This is a genomic window from Luteimicrobium album (genome assembly GCF_030161555.1).
Classification (GTDB): domain Bacteria; phylum Actinomycetota; class Actinomycetes; order Actinomycetales; family Cellulomonadaceae; genus Luteimicrobium; species Luteimicrobium album.
The window spans coordinates 3789027-3804649 of sequence record NZ_BSUK01000001.1; the positions used below are offsets into that span (position 1 = coordinate 3789027).

At 76.0% G+C, this 15623-nt stretch carries 10 protein-coding genes and 3 pseudogenes; all 13 read right to left on the reverse strand.

Annotated features, from left to right (window positions below; genetic code table 11):
- Positions 1-42 precede the first annotated feature (42 nt).
- On the reverse strand, positions 43-753 hold the full coding sequence (locus tag QQK45_RS19500; protein WP_284294637.1) for an NUDIX domain-containing protein: 711 nt from the start codon (positions 751-753) through the stop codon (positions 43-45).
- Positions 750-2476: pseudogene (gene pyrG / locus QQK45_RS19505) on the reverse strand (CTP synthase). The gene QQK45_RS19500 and the pseudogene pyrG overlap by 4 nt, the downstream one beginning before the upstream one ends.
- 310 nt (positions 2477-2786) lie before the next feature.
- A pseudogene (locus tag QQK45_RS19515) lies at positions 2787-3440 on the reverse strand (glycosyltransferase); the annotation flags it as partial.
- Between the two features lie 231 nt (positions 3441-3671).
- Entirely contained in the window at positions 3672-5351 is a 1680-nt protein-coding gene (gene murJ, locus QQK45_RS19520; protein ID WP_284294639.1) for a murein biosynthesis integral membrane protein MurJ, read from the reverse strand.
- Positions 5348-6046 carry a hypothetical protein gene (locus tag QQK45_RS19525; protein WP_348525300.1) on the reverse strand — a complete coding sequence of 233 codons (699 nt, stop codon included), beginning with the start codon at positions 6044-6046 and terminating at the stop codon, positions 5348-5350. The genes murJ and QQK45_RS19525 overlap by 4 nt, the downstream gene beginning before the upstream one ends.
- Before the next feature lie 148 nt (positions 6047-6194).
- Positions 6195-7199, reverse strand: a complete 1005-nt coding sequence (locus QQK45_RS19530) for a copper transporter (RefSeq protein ID WP_284294640.1) — start codon at positions 7197-7199, stop codon at positions 6195-6197.
- A gap of 94 nt (positions 7200-7293) precedes the next feature.
- Positions 7294-8475: a putative cytokinetic ring protein SteA gene (steA, locus tag QQK45_RS19535; protein WP_284294641.1), complete on the reverse strand. Its 1182-nt coding sequence runs from the start codon at positions 8473-8475 to the stop codon at positions 7294-7296.
- 5 nt (positions 8476-8480) lie between these two features.
- Positions 8481-10237: pseudogene (gene recN, locus QQK45_RS19540) on the reverse strand (DNA repair protein RecN).
- Complete coding sequence (locus QQK45_RS19545) at positions 10238-11173, reverse strand: NAD kinase (RefSeq protein ID WP_284294642.1); 936 nt, start codon at positions 11171-11173, stop codon at positions 10238-10240.
- Positions 11170-12102, reverse strand: a complete 933-nt coding sequence (locus QQK45_RS19550; RefSeq protein ID WP_284294643.1) for a TlyA family RNA methyltransferase — start codon at positions 12100-12102, stop codon at positions 11170-11172. Before QQK45_RS19550 ends, QQK45_RS19545 begins: the two co-directional genes overlap by 4 nt.
- Positions 12103-12105: 3 nt before the next feature.
- Positions 12106-12270, reverse strand: a complete 165-nt coding sequence (locus tag QQK45_RS19555; RefSeq protein WP_194174376.1) for a hypothetical protein — start codon at positions 12268-12270, stop codon at positions 12106-12108.
- Between the two features lie 115 nt (positions 12271-12385).
- Positions 12386-13417: an HAD-IIA family hydrolase gene (locus tag QQK45_RS19560; RefSeq protein ID WP_284294644.1), complete on the reverse strand. Its 1032-nt coding sequence runs from the start codon at positions 13415-13417 to the stop codon at positions 12386-12388.
- On the reverse strand, positions 13414-14271 hold the full coding sequence (locus QQK45_RS19565) for a tetratricopeptide repeat protein (RefSeq protein ID WP_284294645.1): 858 nt from the start codon (positions 14269-14271) through the stop codon (positions 13414-13416). The genes QQK45_RS19560 and QQK45_RS19565 overlap by 4 nt, the downstream gene beginning before the upstream one ends.
- Between the last annotated feature and the right edge of the window lie 1352 nt (positions 14272-15623).

A 15623-nucleotide genomic window follows, 5' to 3' on the forward strand; every position in this document is an offset into this window, starting at 1 on the left:
CGGCGTGCACCGTCGGCACCCGGCGTCCCGGCGGGACCCGCGTCACCCCTGGTCAGCCGCGCCCGCGTCGCGCACCTCGGTCGCGGCGCGCTCCGTCATCGTCGCGGTGCGCCGCTCGGGCCACGGGACGTCGGCCGGACGGAGCGTCGACCAGCCGGCGGCGCGGGCGGCGTGCGCCGCAAGCACGCCGACGACGGCCGACGGGTTGTGCACCGCGCCGCCGAGGACCGCGGCCACCGCGTCGTCGAGCGCGACCCACCGCAGCTCGATGTCGCGCTCCTCGTCCTCGCGAACGTGCCGTTCGGCGTCGGGCACGGCCGACAGGTCGCGGGCGAGGAACACCCGCAGCGCCTCGGAGCTGCCGCCGGGGCTCGTGTAGTAGTCGACGAGCACATCCCAGCGGGCGGCCCGCAGGTCCGCCTCCTCGCCGAGCTCACGCGCCGCCGCGACGTCGGCCGGCTCGTCGGGCACGTCGAGCAGCCCGGCCGGGACCTCCCACAGCTCGCGCCCGACCGGGTGCCGGTACTGACGCAGCAGGAGGACGCGGCCGTCGTCGTCGAGCGCGACGACCGCGACCGCGCCCGGGTGGTCGACGACCTCGCGGGACACGACCGTCCCGCCGCCGAGGTCGACGTCGTCGGCGACGACGTCCCAGATCCGACCGTGGTGGATCAGCTCGCGCCGCAGCACGGGGCGGGGCGCGAGCACGTCCCGCACGACGGGCGACGCCCCGGCGCCCTCAGGGGAGCTCACAGCGCCTCGGCCGCGACGTCCTCGGCGGGCTCCGCGGCACCCGTACGCGCGGCGAGCGCGGCACCCACGAGGCCCGCGAACAGCGGGTGGGAGCGGGTCGGGCGGGACTTGAACTCGGGGTGCGCCTGCGTGGCGACGTAGTACGGGTGCACGTCGGCGGGCAGCTCGACGAACTCGACGAGGGAGCCGTCCGGGCTCGTGCCCGAGATGACGAAGCCCGCGTCCTCGAGCTGCTTGCGGTAGGAGTTGTTGACCTCGTACCGGTGCCGGTGCCTCTCCGAGACGCGCTCGGTCCCGTAGGCCTTCGCGACGACCGAGCCCGGGGTCAGGACGGCCTCGTACGAGCCGAGCCGCATGGTGCCGCCCAGGTCGCCGTCGCCGCCGACGATCGCGAGCTGCTCCTCCATCGTCGCGACCACGGGGTGCTTCGTGTCGGGGTCGAACTCGGACGACGACGCGTCGGCCAGCCCCAGCACCGTCCGCGCGTACTCCATGACCATCGACTGGAGGCCGAGGCAGATGCCGAGCGTCGGGACCTTGTTCTCGCGGGCCCAGCGCAGCGCGCCGAGCTTGCCCTCGATCCCGCGGACCCCGAACCCTCCGGGGATGAGCACGGCGTCCGCGCCGCCGAGGTGCTTGCGGGCGCCCTCGGGCGTCTCGCAGGTGTCCGAGGCGACCCAGCGCACGTGCACCTTCGCGTCGTGGTGGAAGCCGCCGGCACGCAGCGCCTCGGTCACGGACAAGTAGGCGTCGGGCAGGTCGACGTACTTGCCGACGAGCGCGACCTCGACGTCGTGCGCGGGCTCGTGCACGCGCCGCAGCAGGTCGTCCCAGCCCGCCCAGTCGACGTCGTGGAACGGCAGGCCGAGGCGGCGCACCACGTACGCGTCGAGGCCCTCGGAGTGCAGCACGCGCGGGATGTCGTAGATGCTGGGCGCGTCCTTGCACGTGACGACGGCTTCCTCGTCGACGTCCGTGAAGTTCGCGATCTTCCCCTTGATCGAGTCCGGGAGCTCGCGGTCGCACCGCAGGACGATCGCGTCGGGCTGGATGCCGATGCTGCGCAGCGCGGCGACGGAGTGCTGCGTGGGCTTCGTCTTGAGCTCGCCCGACGGGCCGATGTACGGCACGAGCGAGACGTGCAGGAAGAAGACGTCGTCGCGGCCCACGTCGTGGCGGACCTGGCGCGCGGCCTCGAGGAACGGCTGCGACTCGATGTCGCCGACGGTGCCGCCGATCTCGGTGATGATCACGTCGACGTCGTCGCCGGCCTGCGCGCGCATCCGGGCCTTGATCTCGTCGGTGATGTGCGGGATGACCTGGACGGTGTCGCCGAGGTATTCGCCGCGGCGCTCCTTCGCGATGACGTTCGAGTAGACCTGGCCGGTCGTGACGTTCGCCGAGGACTCGAGGTCGACGTCGAGGAAGCGCTCGTAGTGCCCGATGTCGAGGTCGGTCTCCGCGCCGTCCTCGGTGACGAACACCTCACCGTGCTGGAACGGGTTCATCGTGCCCGGGTCGACGTTGAGGTACGGGTCGAGCTTCTGCATCTTGACCCGCAGGCCGCGGGCCCGCAGGAGGCGCCCGAGGCTCGAGGCGGTCAGACCCTTGCCGAGGGAGGAGGCCACACCCCCGTGACGAAGATGTGTCGGGTCGGGGAGTCCGCGCGGAGTCGGTGCGCGGTTCCGGGGCGGTTGGGGAGCCTGCTCGAGTGATCTGCCACGGAACTCCATCCTAACAGCGGACCGCGCGGGCGCCGGAGCGGCGCGCTGTGAAGTCCGCCGCTCACGGCGGCGACGCTCAGGCTCCGGCGCGTCCGGCCGTGTAGACGGCCGTGAGCTGCGCGACGACGTCCGCGCCCGTGGGCAGCTGTGCCGCCCGCGCCCGGGCACGGGTCCGCAGGGCGTCCCGCGCTGCGTCGTCGGACAGCAGTTCCGCGATCGCCGCGGCGAGCGCTCCCGCGAGCGTGGCCTGGGGCTGCGGCGGCACGAGCACGGCGCCGTCGCCGAGGACGGCACGCGTCCCCCGACGTCGGTCGCGACGATCGCCGCTCCCTGCGCGAGCGCCTCCTGCAGCCAGAGGGGCTGGCCCTCCCAGCGCGCGGTGCTGACGGCGACGTCGGCGGCGGCGAGGAGCGCGCCGACGTCGTCGCGCGCGCCCAGGAGCTCGACTGGCACGCCGGACGCGCGGACGTCGGCCTCCAGCTCGCCGCGGAGCGGGCCGTCGCCCGCGACGACCCAGCGGAACGGCTGCGGTGTCCGAGCGAGCTCCCGGGCCGCCGCGACTGCCACGCCCAGGCCCTTCTGGGGCGCCAGGCGCCCGACGGTGACGAGGAGGCGCTCGTCGGCGGCGAGACCGAGCGCTTCGCGCGTGCGCCGCACGCCGGCGGCGTCGGGATCGGGCGCCGCAGCCCGGGGCGCCGGGACGAGCGCGAGCTCGGCTCGCCGCGCACCGCGCGCCGTCGCGAGCACGACGAGGTCGGGGCTCACCCCCAGCACCACGTCCGCGCCCCGCCCGACGACGCGCTCGAGCACCGCCGAGACCGCGCGTACGGCGCGCCCGCCCACGGGCAGGTTGTGCAGCGTGACGACGACCCGCGGCGTCCGGTCGCCGTCGGCGGGGGCCTGACGGAGCCCGCGGACCGCGAGGACGGCGAGCGCCCCGGCCCGCAGTCCGTGCGCGTGCACGACGTCGGCCCCCGCCGGACCGCGGCGAGCTGCCGGACGACGGCGACGTCACCGGGGCGCGGCCGGTCGGTGATCTCGACGGCCTCGAACGGGACGTCCTCGCCGACGAGCGGGCGCACCGAGGCCGGGCCGGCGACGACCACGTCGTGCCCGGCGGCCCGCAGCGCGGAAGCCGCCTGTCCCACGTGCCGTCCGACGCCCCCGCGCTCGACCCCAGGACCTGCAGCACCCTCATGCGTCCTCCCGCGTGTCGTCGACCGCGGCCGGCTCGGTGCCGTCCGGGGTGGGCGCCGGGTCGCTGCGGCGCAACGATGCCAGCCCGCGCAGCGTGGGGCGATCGCCCGCGAACGAGGCACCGACCACGACCACCGCCGCGACGAGCGCGGCCACGATCCCGATGGCCAGCGCCGCCGCCCAGCCGGCGTCGTCGGGCAGCAGCGCGCGGCTCGTGAGCAGGCCGGCGAGCGATCCCAGCGCGGCACCCGCGACCAGCGCGACCACCGTGCGCGCCAGTCCCACGAGCGGGCGGCCGGGCGCGTAACGGTGGACGGTCCACAGCAGCGCTGCGCCGGCCACCGTCATGCCGAGGCTCGTGGCCGCGCCGACCCCCTCGAGCGTGCGGACAGGATCGGACGCGTGCCGCACGAGGGCGGGCGGCAGGGCGAGCGAGGCCACCACGACGACGCCCCAGCCGAGCGCCGTCGCGCGGACGGCGGCCCGTCCGTGGTCGAGCGAGTACAGGACCCGCGAGAGGTGGAAGACCAGCGCGAAGCCGAGCAGCCCAGGCGCGAGCCAGGCCACGGTCGCCGCCATCCCGGCGACCCCGCCGGGCGTGAACGCGTCGAACAACGCCTCGACCGCGTCGCTCGCCGCGACGAGCGCCGCGACGCCGACGGCCGTCACCGTCAGCACGATCCGGGTCGTCGTCGCGACGAGCCGGGAGAAGCCCGCGTGGTCCCCGAGCGACGCACGCTCCGCGAGGCGCGGGAACGTGCTCGTCGCGAGCGGCACCGCGAGCACCGCGTACGGCAGCACGTACACCGCCTGCGCGTACTGGTAGACCGGGAACGCGCCGTCGCCGCCCCAGCGGTTCGCGGCCCACAGGATCGCGAGCGACGCGACCTGCTGCGCCACCACCGCGCCCACGCCGGCGAGCGCGAGCCGGCGCGCCCGCACGGCCTGGCCGGGCGGGAACCGGAGCGTGAGGCGCAGCGAGGTGCCCGTGCGCCAGGCGGGGACGAACAACGGCAGCGACATCGCGGCCACGCCCGCCGTGGTCCCCCACGCGAGCCAGGCGAGCGCGGACCGCGACGCCGCCGCGACGTCCGTGGGGTCGGCGTCGAGGTGCCCGAACACGAGGTACGCGCCGATCACGACGACGCTCGACAGCATCGGCGCGGCCGCCGGCCAGAAGAACCGCTTGTGCGCCTGCAGCACGCCCGAGAGCACGAACCCGATGCCGTACAGCGGGATCTGGAGCGCGAACACCCGCAGGAAGTAGGTCGTCGTCGCGGCGGGATCGCCGTGACCGACGTGCGGGATCAGGGACGCGATCGACCCGGCGAACGCGAGCATCAGGAGCCCGAGCGGCACGAGCACGACGAGCGCCCACGTCAGGAGAGCCGACGCGGACCGGTTCACGTCGAGTCGTGCCCGGCACGCGATCGCCCCCGCGAGCACGGGCACGACGGCGCCGGCGAGCGCCCCGCCCGCCGCGACCTCGTACAGGATGTTGGGCAGGAGGTTCGCGCTCGCGTACGCCGTCCCGACCCCGACGGTACCGACCTCGGAGGCCTGGACGAGCTGGCGCGCGAAGCCGAGCAGCCGGCTCGCGATCGTCACGACCGTGATGAGCAGCGCGGCGCCCGCGAGGCTCTGCGTCGCGCCCCGCAGCCGACCGGGGACGCTCACCCCCGGCGCCCGAGCCGGTCGAGCGTCCGGAGCGCCGGCGTGCGGTCGATCACCGCGGAGAAGCTCACGCGCTCGCTCGCGACCGTGAGCCCGACGACGCCCGCGAGGACCGCGACGCGCGCGAGGCGTGGCAGCCCGGTCGCCTGGACGCCGACGAGTGCGCCGAGCGCGTTCGCCCCGCCGTCGCCGAGCATGTCGCGCTCGGCGAGGTCGCGGGACGCGGCCGCCGTGGCGGCGCCGAGGACCGGCCCGGCCGCCGCGGCCGTCGACGGTGCGAGCGGCGCCAGCAGCACCGATGCACCGGCCGCGGCCTTCAGCGCGCGCCCCGGCCGCAGGTCGAGGAGGTTGAGGAGGTTCGCCGTCCCGGCGACGAGGGCCGTGTCGACGACGACGTCGAACGCACGTCCGGCCGCCCCCTCCGGTCCGCGCGAGCCCCGGACGCACGCGGCGACGAACGCCGTCGTCCCGATGCCCAGGACCTTGAGGCCGCCGGTCGTGAGCTCGCCGTGCGCGAGCGCGCCCAGGTGGCCGCGCAGGCCCTTCGTGCGGCGCGAGGTGTCCTCCGCGAGGTCGTCGACGACGCCGAACGCGGCTCCCCCGGCCGTCGCGAGCGCGGCTGCGGCGCCGACCCGGCCCTCGAGGGCGGTCGCCGCGCCCGCCGTCAGCCCCGCCGCCACGGACGGACCCTCGAGCATGCTCACGGGCTCGCCCCGGTGGTTGGTCCGTTCCCAACGCTCGGCGCCGCCGGGGCGCGTCGAGCGACGAGAGCCCGGACCGCGACGGTCGCCGCTGCGGCGGTCGCGGCTCCCGCGAGCGCCGGGCCGAACCCTGCCCGAGCCATCGTCAGCCCTTCTTCGTGTCGGTCGAGGAGCCGGCCACGGCGGCAGGGCGCGGGGGCACCGCCTGCGTCGCGCCGTCGTCGAAGCCGTAGTGCCCGACGGTCCCCTGGGCCTGGTCGGCGAGCGCGAGCGGCACGCTGACCTGGCCGATGAGGGTCGCGACGCCGCTCACCGTGCTCACCGTGACCTGGAGGTCGCCGTCGTGACGGACCGCGGCGACCAGGCTGTCCGACTCGCCAGCGGGCCCGGCGACGATCGTGCCGGGGACGCTGGTGTGCAGCGCCACGACGACCTCCTCCTCGCGCGCCTGCGCGTACGCCAGCGCCTTGGCGTCCGTGGGCGCCGTCGTGCCGTCGGCCTCGGGCTGCGAGTCCGCGGACCCCGCGAGCACGAGCAGCTTCGTCGACGCGACCGTCGGCGTTCGCTCGACGGTCACGAGCTTCGCGTCGGCGAGGGCCTTGAGCGTCGTGCGGGCCGCGGCCGCGAGCTGGTGGTCCGTCGCGCTCGCCGACATCGTCACCGACAGCGCGAGCGCCTGCGCGAGCTGCTTCTCCTCGGACGCGGTCGTGTCGATCGGCAGCCCGGCCGCGAGCGCGGCCTCGACGCCCTCCTTGCGCGCGTCGGCACCGGACTCGCTCAGCCATGCCGACTCGAGCCGGATCCGGCCGCGCACATCCGCCCCGGCGGACTTGAGCTGGGTGGAGACGGCCTTGAACTCGTCATCGAGGTCGGGGCTGACCTCGACGATCGTGACCTGGTCAGCCGCGAGCACGCCGTCGAGGACGGTAGGTGCGAGGGCTGCGAGCGCCGTCGTGCCGCGGTCCGTGGAGGTCCGCGCGTCGTCGAGGTCGGTGCGGAGCTGCTCCTTCTCGGCGCGCAGCGACGACACCTGCCCGCTGAGCTGGTTGCCGATCGACTCCTTGAGCGGGCCGGCGCCGAGGATGATCCCCACCGCGAGCGCGAGGAACACGGAGATCAGGGAGACGACGTGGTACCGGAAGTTGATCACGAAGCGCTTTCTGGGTCACGGTCGGGCGGCGCGCCGACGGGGGTTCGGGTCCGGGGCGGGGACGGCGGCCTGGTGGACGCGCCGTCCCGGAGGCTCAGCCTCCGAAGAGCGAGCGGACCCACGACCAGACGTCGTCGAACCGCGCCCCGAGGAGGCCGAACGCCGTCTGCCCCGCAGCGGTCGCGGCGAGCGCCGCCACGACCGCGAGGAGCCCGGCGAGCGACAGGAGCAGGAGCTGGACGTTCGAGATCGTCGAACGGTACAGCCGGGACACGCCCTTCGCGTCGACGAGCTTGCTGCCGACCCGCAGGCGGGTGAGGAACGTGCTGGCCATGCCGGCCCGGCCCTTGTCGAGGAACTCGACGAGCGTCGCGTGCGTCCCGACGGCGACGATCACCTCGGCGCCCTTGTCGTCGGCGATGAGCATCGCGATGTCCTCGCTCGTGCCCGTGGCGGGGAAGACGACCGGGTCGACCCCGAGCTGCTGGACGCGTTCGAGGCCGGGCGCGCGGCCGTCGCGGTAGGCGTGCACGACGATCTCCGCGCCGCACGCGAGCGCGCGGTCGGAGACGGAGTCCATGTCACCGACGATGAGGTCGGGCTTGAACCCCTCGTCGAGGATCGCGTCGGCGCCGCCGTCCACCCCGACCAGCACGGGTCGGTAGTCGGTGATGTACGGGCGCAGGATCTGCAGGTCCTCGCGGTAGTGGTACCCCCGCACGACGATGAGGACGTGCCGCCCGTCGATCGGCGTGCTGATGTCGGGCACGCCGACGCCGTCGAGCAGGAGGTCCTTCTCGCGGATCAGGTACTCCATCGTGTTCGCCGCGAACGCCTCGAGCTCGGCGGACAGGCCCTCGCGCGCGGCGTCCATGGCCTCGAGGACGCTCGAGACGTCCTGGCCCTGCCCGGACGCGACGAGCGCCTCGCCCGCGTACACGTCGTCGCCGTCGACGCGCACCCGGGTGCCCTCGCGCAGCGCCATGATCGCAGGGCCCAGGTCGTCGACGAGCGGGATGCCCGCCTCGACGAGCACCTGCGGGCCGAGGTTCGGGTAGCGGCCCGAGATGGATCGCGCGGCGTTGAGGACGGCGGCGGGGCGCGCCGAGACGAGGGCGTCGGCCGCCACGCGGTCGATGTCCTCGTGGTCGATGACCGCGACGTCGCCCGGTGCGAGCCGCTTCGTCAGCGCCTTGGTGCGCCGGTCGATCCTCGCGGGGCCCTGGACGTCGCTCGCGTCCTGGTCGGACGGCGGCCTGCGCAGCGTGAGTCTCATCGGGGCTATCGTCCCACGTCCGGTGCGACGGCCGGCCGGCCGGCCTCCAGCAGCTCGGCGGCGTGCCGCAGGGCGGCGTCCGAGTCCTCCTGGCCCGACAGCATGCGCGCGAGCTCACGGACCCGCTCGTCGCCGACGACGGCACGCACGTCCGAGGCGGTGACCGGCAGGGCCTGTCCCGCGGCCGGGTCCCCGCTCGTCGACTTGGCGACGACGACGTGGGTGTCCGCGAAGGCGGCCACCTGGGCGAGGTGCGTGACGACGATCACCTGCGCCCGGCGCGCCAGCTCGGCGAGCCTCCGGCCCACCTCGACCGCCGCCCGTCCGCCGACGCCGGCGTCGACCTCGTCGAACACGAAGGCCGGCAGCGGCGTGCCCGTCCCGTCCCCGTGCCGCTCGGCGAGCGCGACCTCGATGGCCAGCATGACGCGCGACAGCTCGCCGCCCGACGCGCCCTTGCCCAGCGGGCGCGCGGGCGCGCCGGCGTGCGGCACCAGCTCGAGCGTCACGGCGTCGGCGCCCCAGGGCCCGAGCTCGTCCGCCTCGGCGACCCGCACCTCGAGCCGCGCCCCCGCCATGGCGAGGCCCGCGAGCTCCGTCGTCACGGCGTCGGCGAGCTCGTCGGCGGCCTGACGCCGCCCTGCCGTGAGCTCCGCCGCGAGGCCGCGCAGCTCGTCGTCGAGCGCGGCGAGGCGCTCCTCGCCTCCTCGACGCGGCTGCCGTCGTCCTCGAGGTCGAGCAGGCGCAGCCCGGCGTCACGCGCCCAGGCCAGCACCTCGTCGATCGTCGTGCCGTAGGACCGCGTGAGCGCCGTCAGCGCCGCACGGCGCTCGTGCGCGGTCTCGAGCGCCGCCGGATCGGCCTGGAGGTCCGACACGTAGGAGGCCAGCTCGGTCGCGGCGTCCTGCAGCGCGTACGCCGCCTCGTGGACGCGCGCCGCGAGACCCGCGAGCGCGGGGTCCTGTGCGGCGGCGCCGTCGAGGGCCCGCCACGCCTGGTCGAGCAGCACGACGGCGCCCGCCTGGGCGTCCGCCTCCTCGAGCCCGGTGAGCGCGTCGTGCGCGAGCTGCGCCGCGGTCCGCAGGTCCTCGACGTTCGTGAGCCGCGCGACCTGGGCGTCGAGCACCCCGTCCTCGCCGGGTTGCGGGTCGACCCGCTCGACCTCGGCGAGCCCGAGGCGGAGCAGCTCGGCCTCGCGCGCACGGTCCTGCGCGGCGCCCGTGAGCTCCTCGAGCCGGGCCGCGACGACGGCCCGCTCGGTCCAGGCGGCGCGGTAGCGTGCGAGCGTCGCCGCGTGCGCGACGCCGGCGAACGCGTCGAGCGCCGCGCGCTGCTGGGCGGGCGCACGCAGGCGCAGCTGGTCGGCCTGTCCGTGCACCGTCACGAGCTCCGCGGCCAGGTCTCCCAGGACGGCCTGCGGCACGCCGCGGCCGCCCACGTGCGCGCGCGACCGCCCCTCCGCGGCGACCGTGCGCACGACGACGACCGTGCCGTCGTCGTCGAGCGTCCCGCCCGCCTCGTCGACGACCGCGGCCGCGGGCGAGCCGTCCGGGACGCGCAGCCGGCCCTCGGCGACGGCCCGCTCGGCGCCGGGGCGGACCGTGGCGGGGTCCGCCCGGCCGCCCATGAGCAGCGACAGGCCGGTGAGCAGCATCGTCTTCCCCGCGCCCGTCTCGCCCGTGATGACGGTGAGGCCGGGGCCCAGCCCGATCCGGGCGGAGTCGATGACGCCGAGGTTCTCGATCGAGATCTCCTCGAGCACTCAGTCCTCCTTCCCCACGCGCGTGGTCTCGTGCGCCGCGCGCGACGCCGCGAGCTGGCGCCAGCCCACGACGGGCAGCGCGAACTTGTCGACGAGCCGGTCCGTGAACGGCGCCCGGTTCAGGCGTGCGAGCCGGATCGGCTGCGGACCGCGGCGCACCTCGACCCGCGACCCGACGGGCATGTCGACCCGCCGACGCCCGTCGCAGGTGAGCATGCCAGGCGACACCGACGTCGCGAGGATCTCGAGCCCGAGCGACGACGACGGGCCCACCACCAGCGGGCGGGCGAACAGCGCGTGCGCGGCGATCGGCACGAGCAGCATCGCGTCGACGTCCGGCCAGACGACCGGTCCCCCCGCGGAGAACGCGTGCGCCGTCGAGCCGGTCGCCGTCGACAGCACGACGCCGTCGCACCCGAACGAGGACAACGGCCGTCCGTCGACGGCGATCGCGACCTCGATCATCCGTGACCGGTCGGCCTTCTCGAGCGTCGCCTCGTTGAGCGCCCAGCCGCGCAGCGGCTCGTCGTCCCCCGGGCGCGTGACGGTCACCTCGAGCACGCCGCGCTCCTCGACGGTGTACTCCCCGGCGGCGAGCCGTTGCACGGCCAGGTGCAGGTCCTCGCGGTCGAACTCGGCGAGGAACCCGACGTGCCCCAGGTTCACGCCGAGCAGCGGTACGCCGGTGCCGTGCGTGAGCTCGGCCGCGCGCAGGATCGTCCCGTCGCCGCCGAGGACCAGGACCAGCTCGGCGTCGCCCACGCCCTCGCGCGAGCGCACGACGTCGACGGGGTCCCCGAACGCCTCGGCGAGGTCGTCGTCGTGCAGGACGGCTTCGAAGCCCGCGGCCTGCAGCTCGCGGATCGTCTCCGTGAGGGCTGCGAGCGCCTCCGGCCGACCACCGTGCGCCACGATGACCACCTTGCGTGCGCTCACGCGCCTACCCCCTCGTTGTCCTCGTCGGCCGCCTCGGAGCCGACGACGTAGGCCGTCGGCGTCGGAGGGGCGCTCCAGTCGTCGGTCGCCGGCTCGACGGGCGCCGCGACCGCCGCGCGGACTGCGGCGCCCAACCCGTGCTGCGGACGGCCCGGTCCTCCTGCCCCCGGGGCCGGGGCCGCCGCCGTGCGCACCAGCAGGAGGAAGAACTCGCGGTTGCCGTGCGGACCGGGCAGGGCGCTCGGCACGACGGCGCGGACGGCCCATCCTGACCGCGCCGCCGCCTCGGCGACGCCCAGCACCGCGTCCTCGCGCAGCGCGGGCTCCCTGACGACGCCACCCGCACCGAGCCTGTCGCGCCCGACCTCGAACTGCGGCTTGACCAGGAGCAGCGCGGACCCGTCCGCTGCCGCCACCCGCCCCACGGCGGGCAGCACGTGGCCGAGCGAGATGAACGACAGGTCCCCCACGACGACGGCCGGACGCTCGCCCAGGTCCGCCGCCTCCAGGTCGCGGGCGTTCACGCCCTCGCGCACGTCGACGCGCGCGTCCGCCCGCAGCCGGTCGACGATCTGGTCGTGCCCGACGTCCACGGCCACGACACGGCGCGCCCCGCGGCGCAGCAGCACGTCGGTGAAGCCACCGGTCGAGGCGCCGAGGTCGAGGCAGGCGGCGCCCTCCACCGGCACCCCGATCCCTGCCGCGTCGAGCGCCGCGAGGGCGCCCTCGAGCTTGTGGGCGGCGCGCGAGGGCCAGCCGGCGTCTCCCGCGGGCCGGTCGACCTCGAGCTCGCCGTCCGCGGGCGCCGCGGGGCGCCTCACGGTGGCACCGCCGACGCGCACCCGTCCCGCGGCGACCAGCGCCGCAGCCTCGCGCCGCGACCGTGCCAGCCCACGGCGCACGAGCTCGGCGTCGAGCCTTGCCGCCACGTGTCAGCCCTCGGTCTCCGACAGGCGATCCTGCAGGGCCGCGTGCACCGCCTCGAACACGGCGACCTGCTCGCGCAGAGGCAGCTCGCCCACCTCGCGCAGCCTGCCGACGGCGCCGTCGACCGTCTCGTCCCCGGTCGGGGCGTCGTACACGGCGTCGCTGGTCATCTGCACTCCCGTCGGTGTGGCCGCGGCCCGGCCGCGGCGTTGCTCCTTGCACGGTGCCGTCCGCCCGCGCCCGCGTCCCCGGGGAGCGGACGGCGTCGGTTCCGGCGACACAACGCTACCTGTCCGATGCCACCTCGCGGGCGGAACCCACAGCCAGCGCCGGGACCGTGTCGGCGTCGAGGGCCTCGCCCCGGTCCACCGCATCCCATGCGGCCGCACACGCTGCGCGGGCTGCGTCGACGCCGTCACCGCGCACCTCGAGCGCGCCGTCGACGACGCGGGCGGCGGCTTCGCGGCACTCCCACCATCCGTCGGCGCGAGCAGGCAGCGGGTGCACCTCGGTGAGCGCGCGGAGGTCCGCGCCCAGGTAGTCGGGGCGCTCGCCCGGGCGCGCCAGCACCGCGTCGCGCGCCGAGCTGACCCCGGTGAGCACGTGCAGGCCGGGATAGCCCGCGGCCCGCGCACCCGCGAGGTCGGTGTCGAGCCGGTCGCCTACGACGAGCGGAGACCGTGCCCCCGTGCGCTCGACCGCGAGCCGGTACATCGTGGGCTCGGGCTTGCCGGCGCTGTCGGGCCGGACGCCCGTCGCGGCCTGTACCGCACCGACGAGCGCCCCGTTCCCGGGTGCGTAGCCGCGGTCCGTGGGCAGCGAGAGATCGAGGTTGGTCGCCACGAACCACGCCCCGCCCGCCACCGCGTATGCGGCCTCGGCGAGGTCCGCCCAGCCGAGCGTCGGCGCGAAGCCTTGGATGACGGCGTCGGGCCGGTCCGTCGCCGACTCGACGACGACGTAGCCGGCGGCCCGGACGGCCGTGTGCAGGCCGGCGCCGCCGACCACCAGCACGCGCGCGCCGGGCGCGAGCCGCGTCGTGAGGAGCGCGGCGCCCGCCTGCGCGGCCGTGAACACCTCGTCGGGCCGGGTCTCGACGCCGAGCGAGGTCAGCTGGTCGGCGACCGCCTCGGGCTCGCGCGAGGCGTTGTTCGTCACGAACTGGAGCGCCAGTCCACCCGCGCGTGCCTGCGTCAGGCTCGACGCAGCGTGCGGCACCGGCTCGTGCCCCTTGTAGACGACGCCGTCCAGGTCCACGAGCGCAAGGTCGTGGAGCGCGACGAGAGGCCGGTCCGAGCCGCGGAGCCCGGCGCTCACCGAGCGCCCTCGTCCGAGGGCGCCTCGTCGGAGGTCGCGTCGTCGGAAGAGGGGCTGTCGGCCGAGCCGTCCTTGTCGGCGCCGGCGGACTCCGGGTCGGCGAGGGGCGCCTCGTCCTCGACGGGAGGCCCGTCGCCCTGCACGGTCCCGGGCTCGGCCGAGGCCTCGCTGGCGACCTCGGAGTCCGCAGGACCGGCGACATCCTGCTCGTCGGTCACCGTCACCTCGTCGTCGTCCTCCTCGAGGTCGACGACGACGATGTCGTCCTCGGGCTCACCGAGCACGACCCGGAGCGCCGCCGCCTCATCGGTGCGGCCGAGCGCGTCGAGGACGTCCGCCCGCACCCCGCTCACGCGGTGGCGCAGCTCGACGCTCCGCACGTCGCGTGCGGGGATCGAGTCGACGACCGCGAGCGCTGCCTCCGACTGGCCCAGATCGAGGCGGGCGCCCGCTACGACGAGCGCGAGCTCGGTCCGCCCGGACGCGTCGAGCGTCTCGGCCTCGGGCGAGCGTGCGAGGTCGAGCGCACGCTCGGGACGTCCCAGCCCACGCTCCGCGTCGGCCATCACCGGAAGGTGCTCGGACGAGCCGTTGAGCCGGCGGACCGTCCGCAGCTCGCGGAGCGCCTCCGCGTAGTTGCCGAGGCGGTACGCGGCGAGGCCGGCAGCCTCGCGCACGACGTCGATGCGCCCGGCCCGGCGCACGGCGGCCTGCGCGTGCTCGTAGGCGAGCTCCGGGTCGGTGTCGAGCAGCCGCCCCGTCATCACCAGGTGCCGTCCGACGGTCTCCGCGTTGTCCTTCGTCAGCCCACGGAGACGACCACGGACCTCACGGTCGAGCTGCGAGATCGTCACGTCGTCCGGCAGCTCGGGAGCACGAGGACGGTCCTCGAGGGCACGAGGCGGACGGGACTCGCGCGACGCGCGGTCGTCGCGGTCCTGGCGGGGTCCGCCCCGGCGGTCAGCCGGACCCCGATCGGACGAGGGGCCACGGTCGTACGAGGCGCCACGGTTCGGACGCGCGTCCCGGCCGCGGGCTTCCCCGCGCGCCCCGTCCCGGCCCTGTCGGTCGTAGCCGCCACGCTCACCCTCACGACGCGGCCGGTCGAACTGCCGCCCCTCGCGACGGCGGTCGGCTCCACGGTCGTCTCGTGAGTAGGAGGACACGCCGGTCTCGCGTCCCGGCCCGCGGTCCGCGTCGAACGAACGACGCTCGCGCCCCGTGTCCGGCCCACGTTCGCCGCGGCTCGCGCTCGCGCCACGAGTGCCCGGTCCGCGGCGGTCTTCGTTCCCTCCGCCGTACCGCCGGTCGCCGCCGTACGAGCCTCGTCGGTCGCCACCACGGTCACCCCGCTCGTCGCGCGGGCGATCCCGCTCAGGCCGGCCGCCGCCCCACGACTCTCCCCCGCGCCGGTCCGTCGTCCCCGCCGGCCCGCGGCGCTCGTCACGGGGACGGCCGCCGTCGCCCCACGAGCCGCGCCCGCGAGCGTCGCCCGAACGCGCGCCGCGACCCGAGCGGCCACTCTCGTCGTCACGCCGCCACGTCGGTCGGTCGCCCCGGCCATGCGAGGGGCGACGGTCGCCGTCGCCTCGTCCGTACTGCGATCGGGTGCCCTCACGGGGCCCGCGGACCGGCTGGTCGCCGCCGCTCCGGCCGTAGCCTCGGCGCGCACCGTCACCGCGCGAGCCGGACCCACCGTCCCGCCGCGCCTGCGCGCTGTTCTCGCCGCGCCCAGACGACGAACCGTCTCGGCGTCGTGCGGATCCGTCGCCTTCTCGGCGTTCGTACGAGGAACGGCCCGAGCGGTCGCCCCGTCCCGTGCCGCCAGGCCGACCGGCCCCACGCCCGTCGCGACCACGCCCCTGCCTCGGGTCAGGGCCTCGACGCTCTCCGGATCCGTCCCGTCGGCGACCTTCGTCGTCGCCCCGGTCCGACCTGGCCGGCTGATCGCTCACGTGGGTAGCTCCTCGTTCCGTGCGCGTGTCCGCGGGTCACCCCGACGCGCTTCGCTGTTCTTGATCCTGTCGTGCCCTCGATGGTGCCGCGCGCCGGAAGCGTCCCGTGGCCGACAGCCGGGCACACCCTCAACGGCTTCGAGGGGGCCGCATCCCTGCCGGCTGGCCCCGCTGGTGCCTCCCAGCCGTGTATCCGGTCGGCCGCCGAACGGCTTCGCTCGAGCGCCCGAAGCACTCACCGGTCTGCGCAG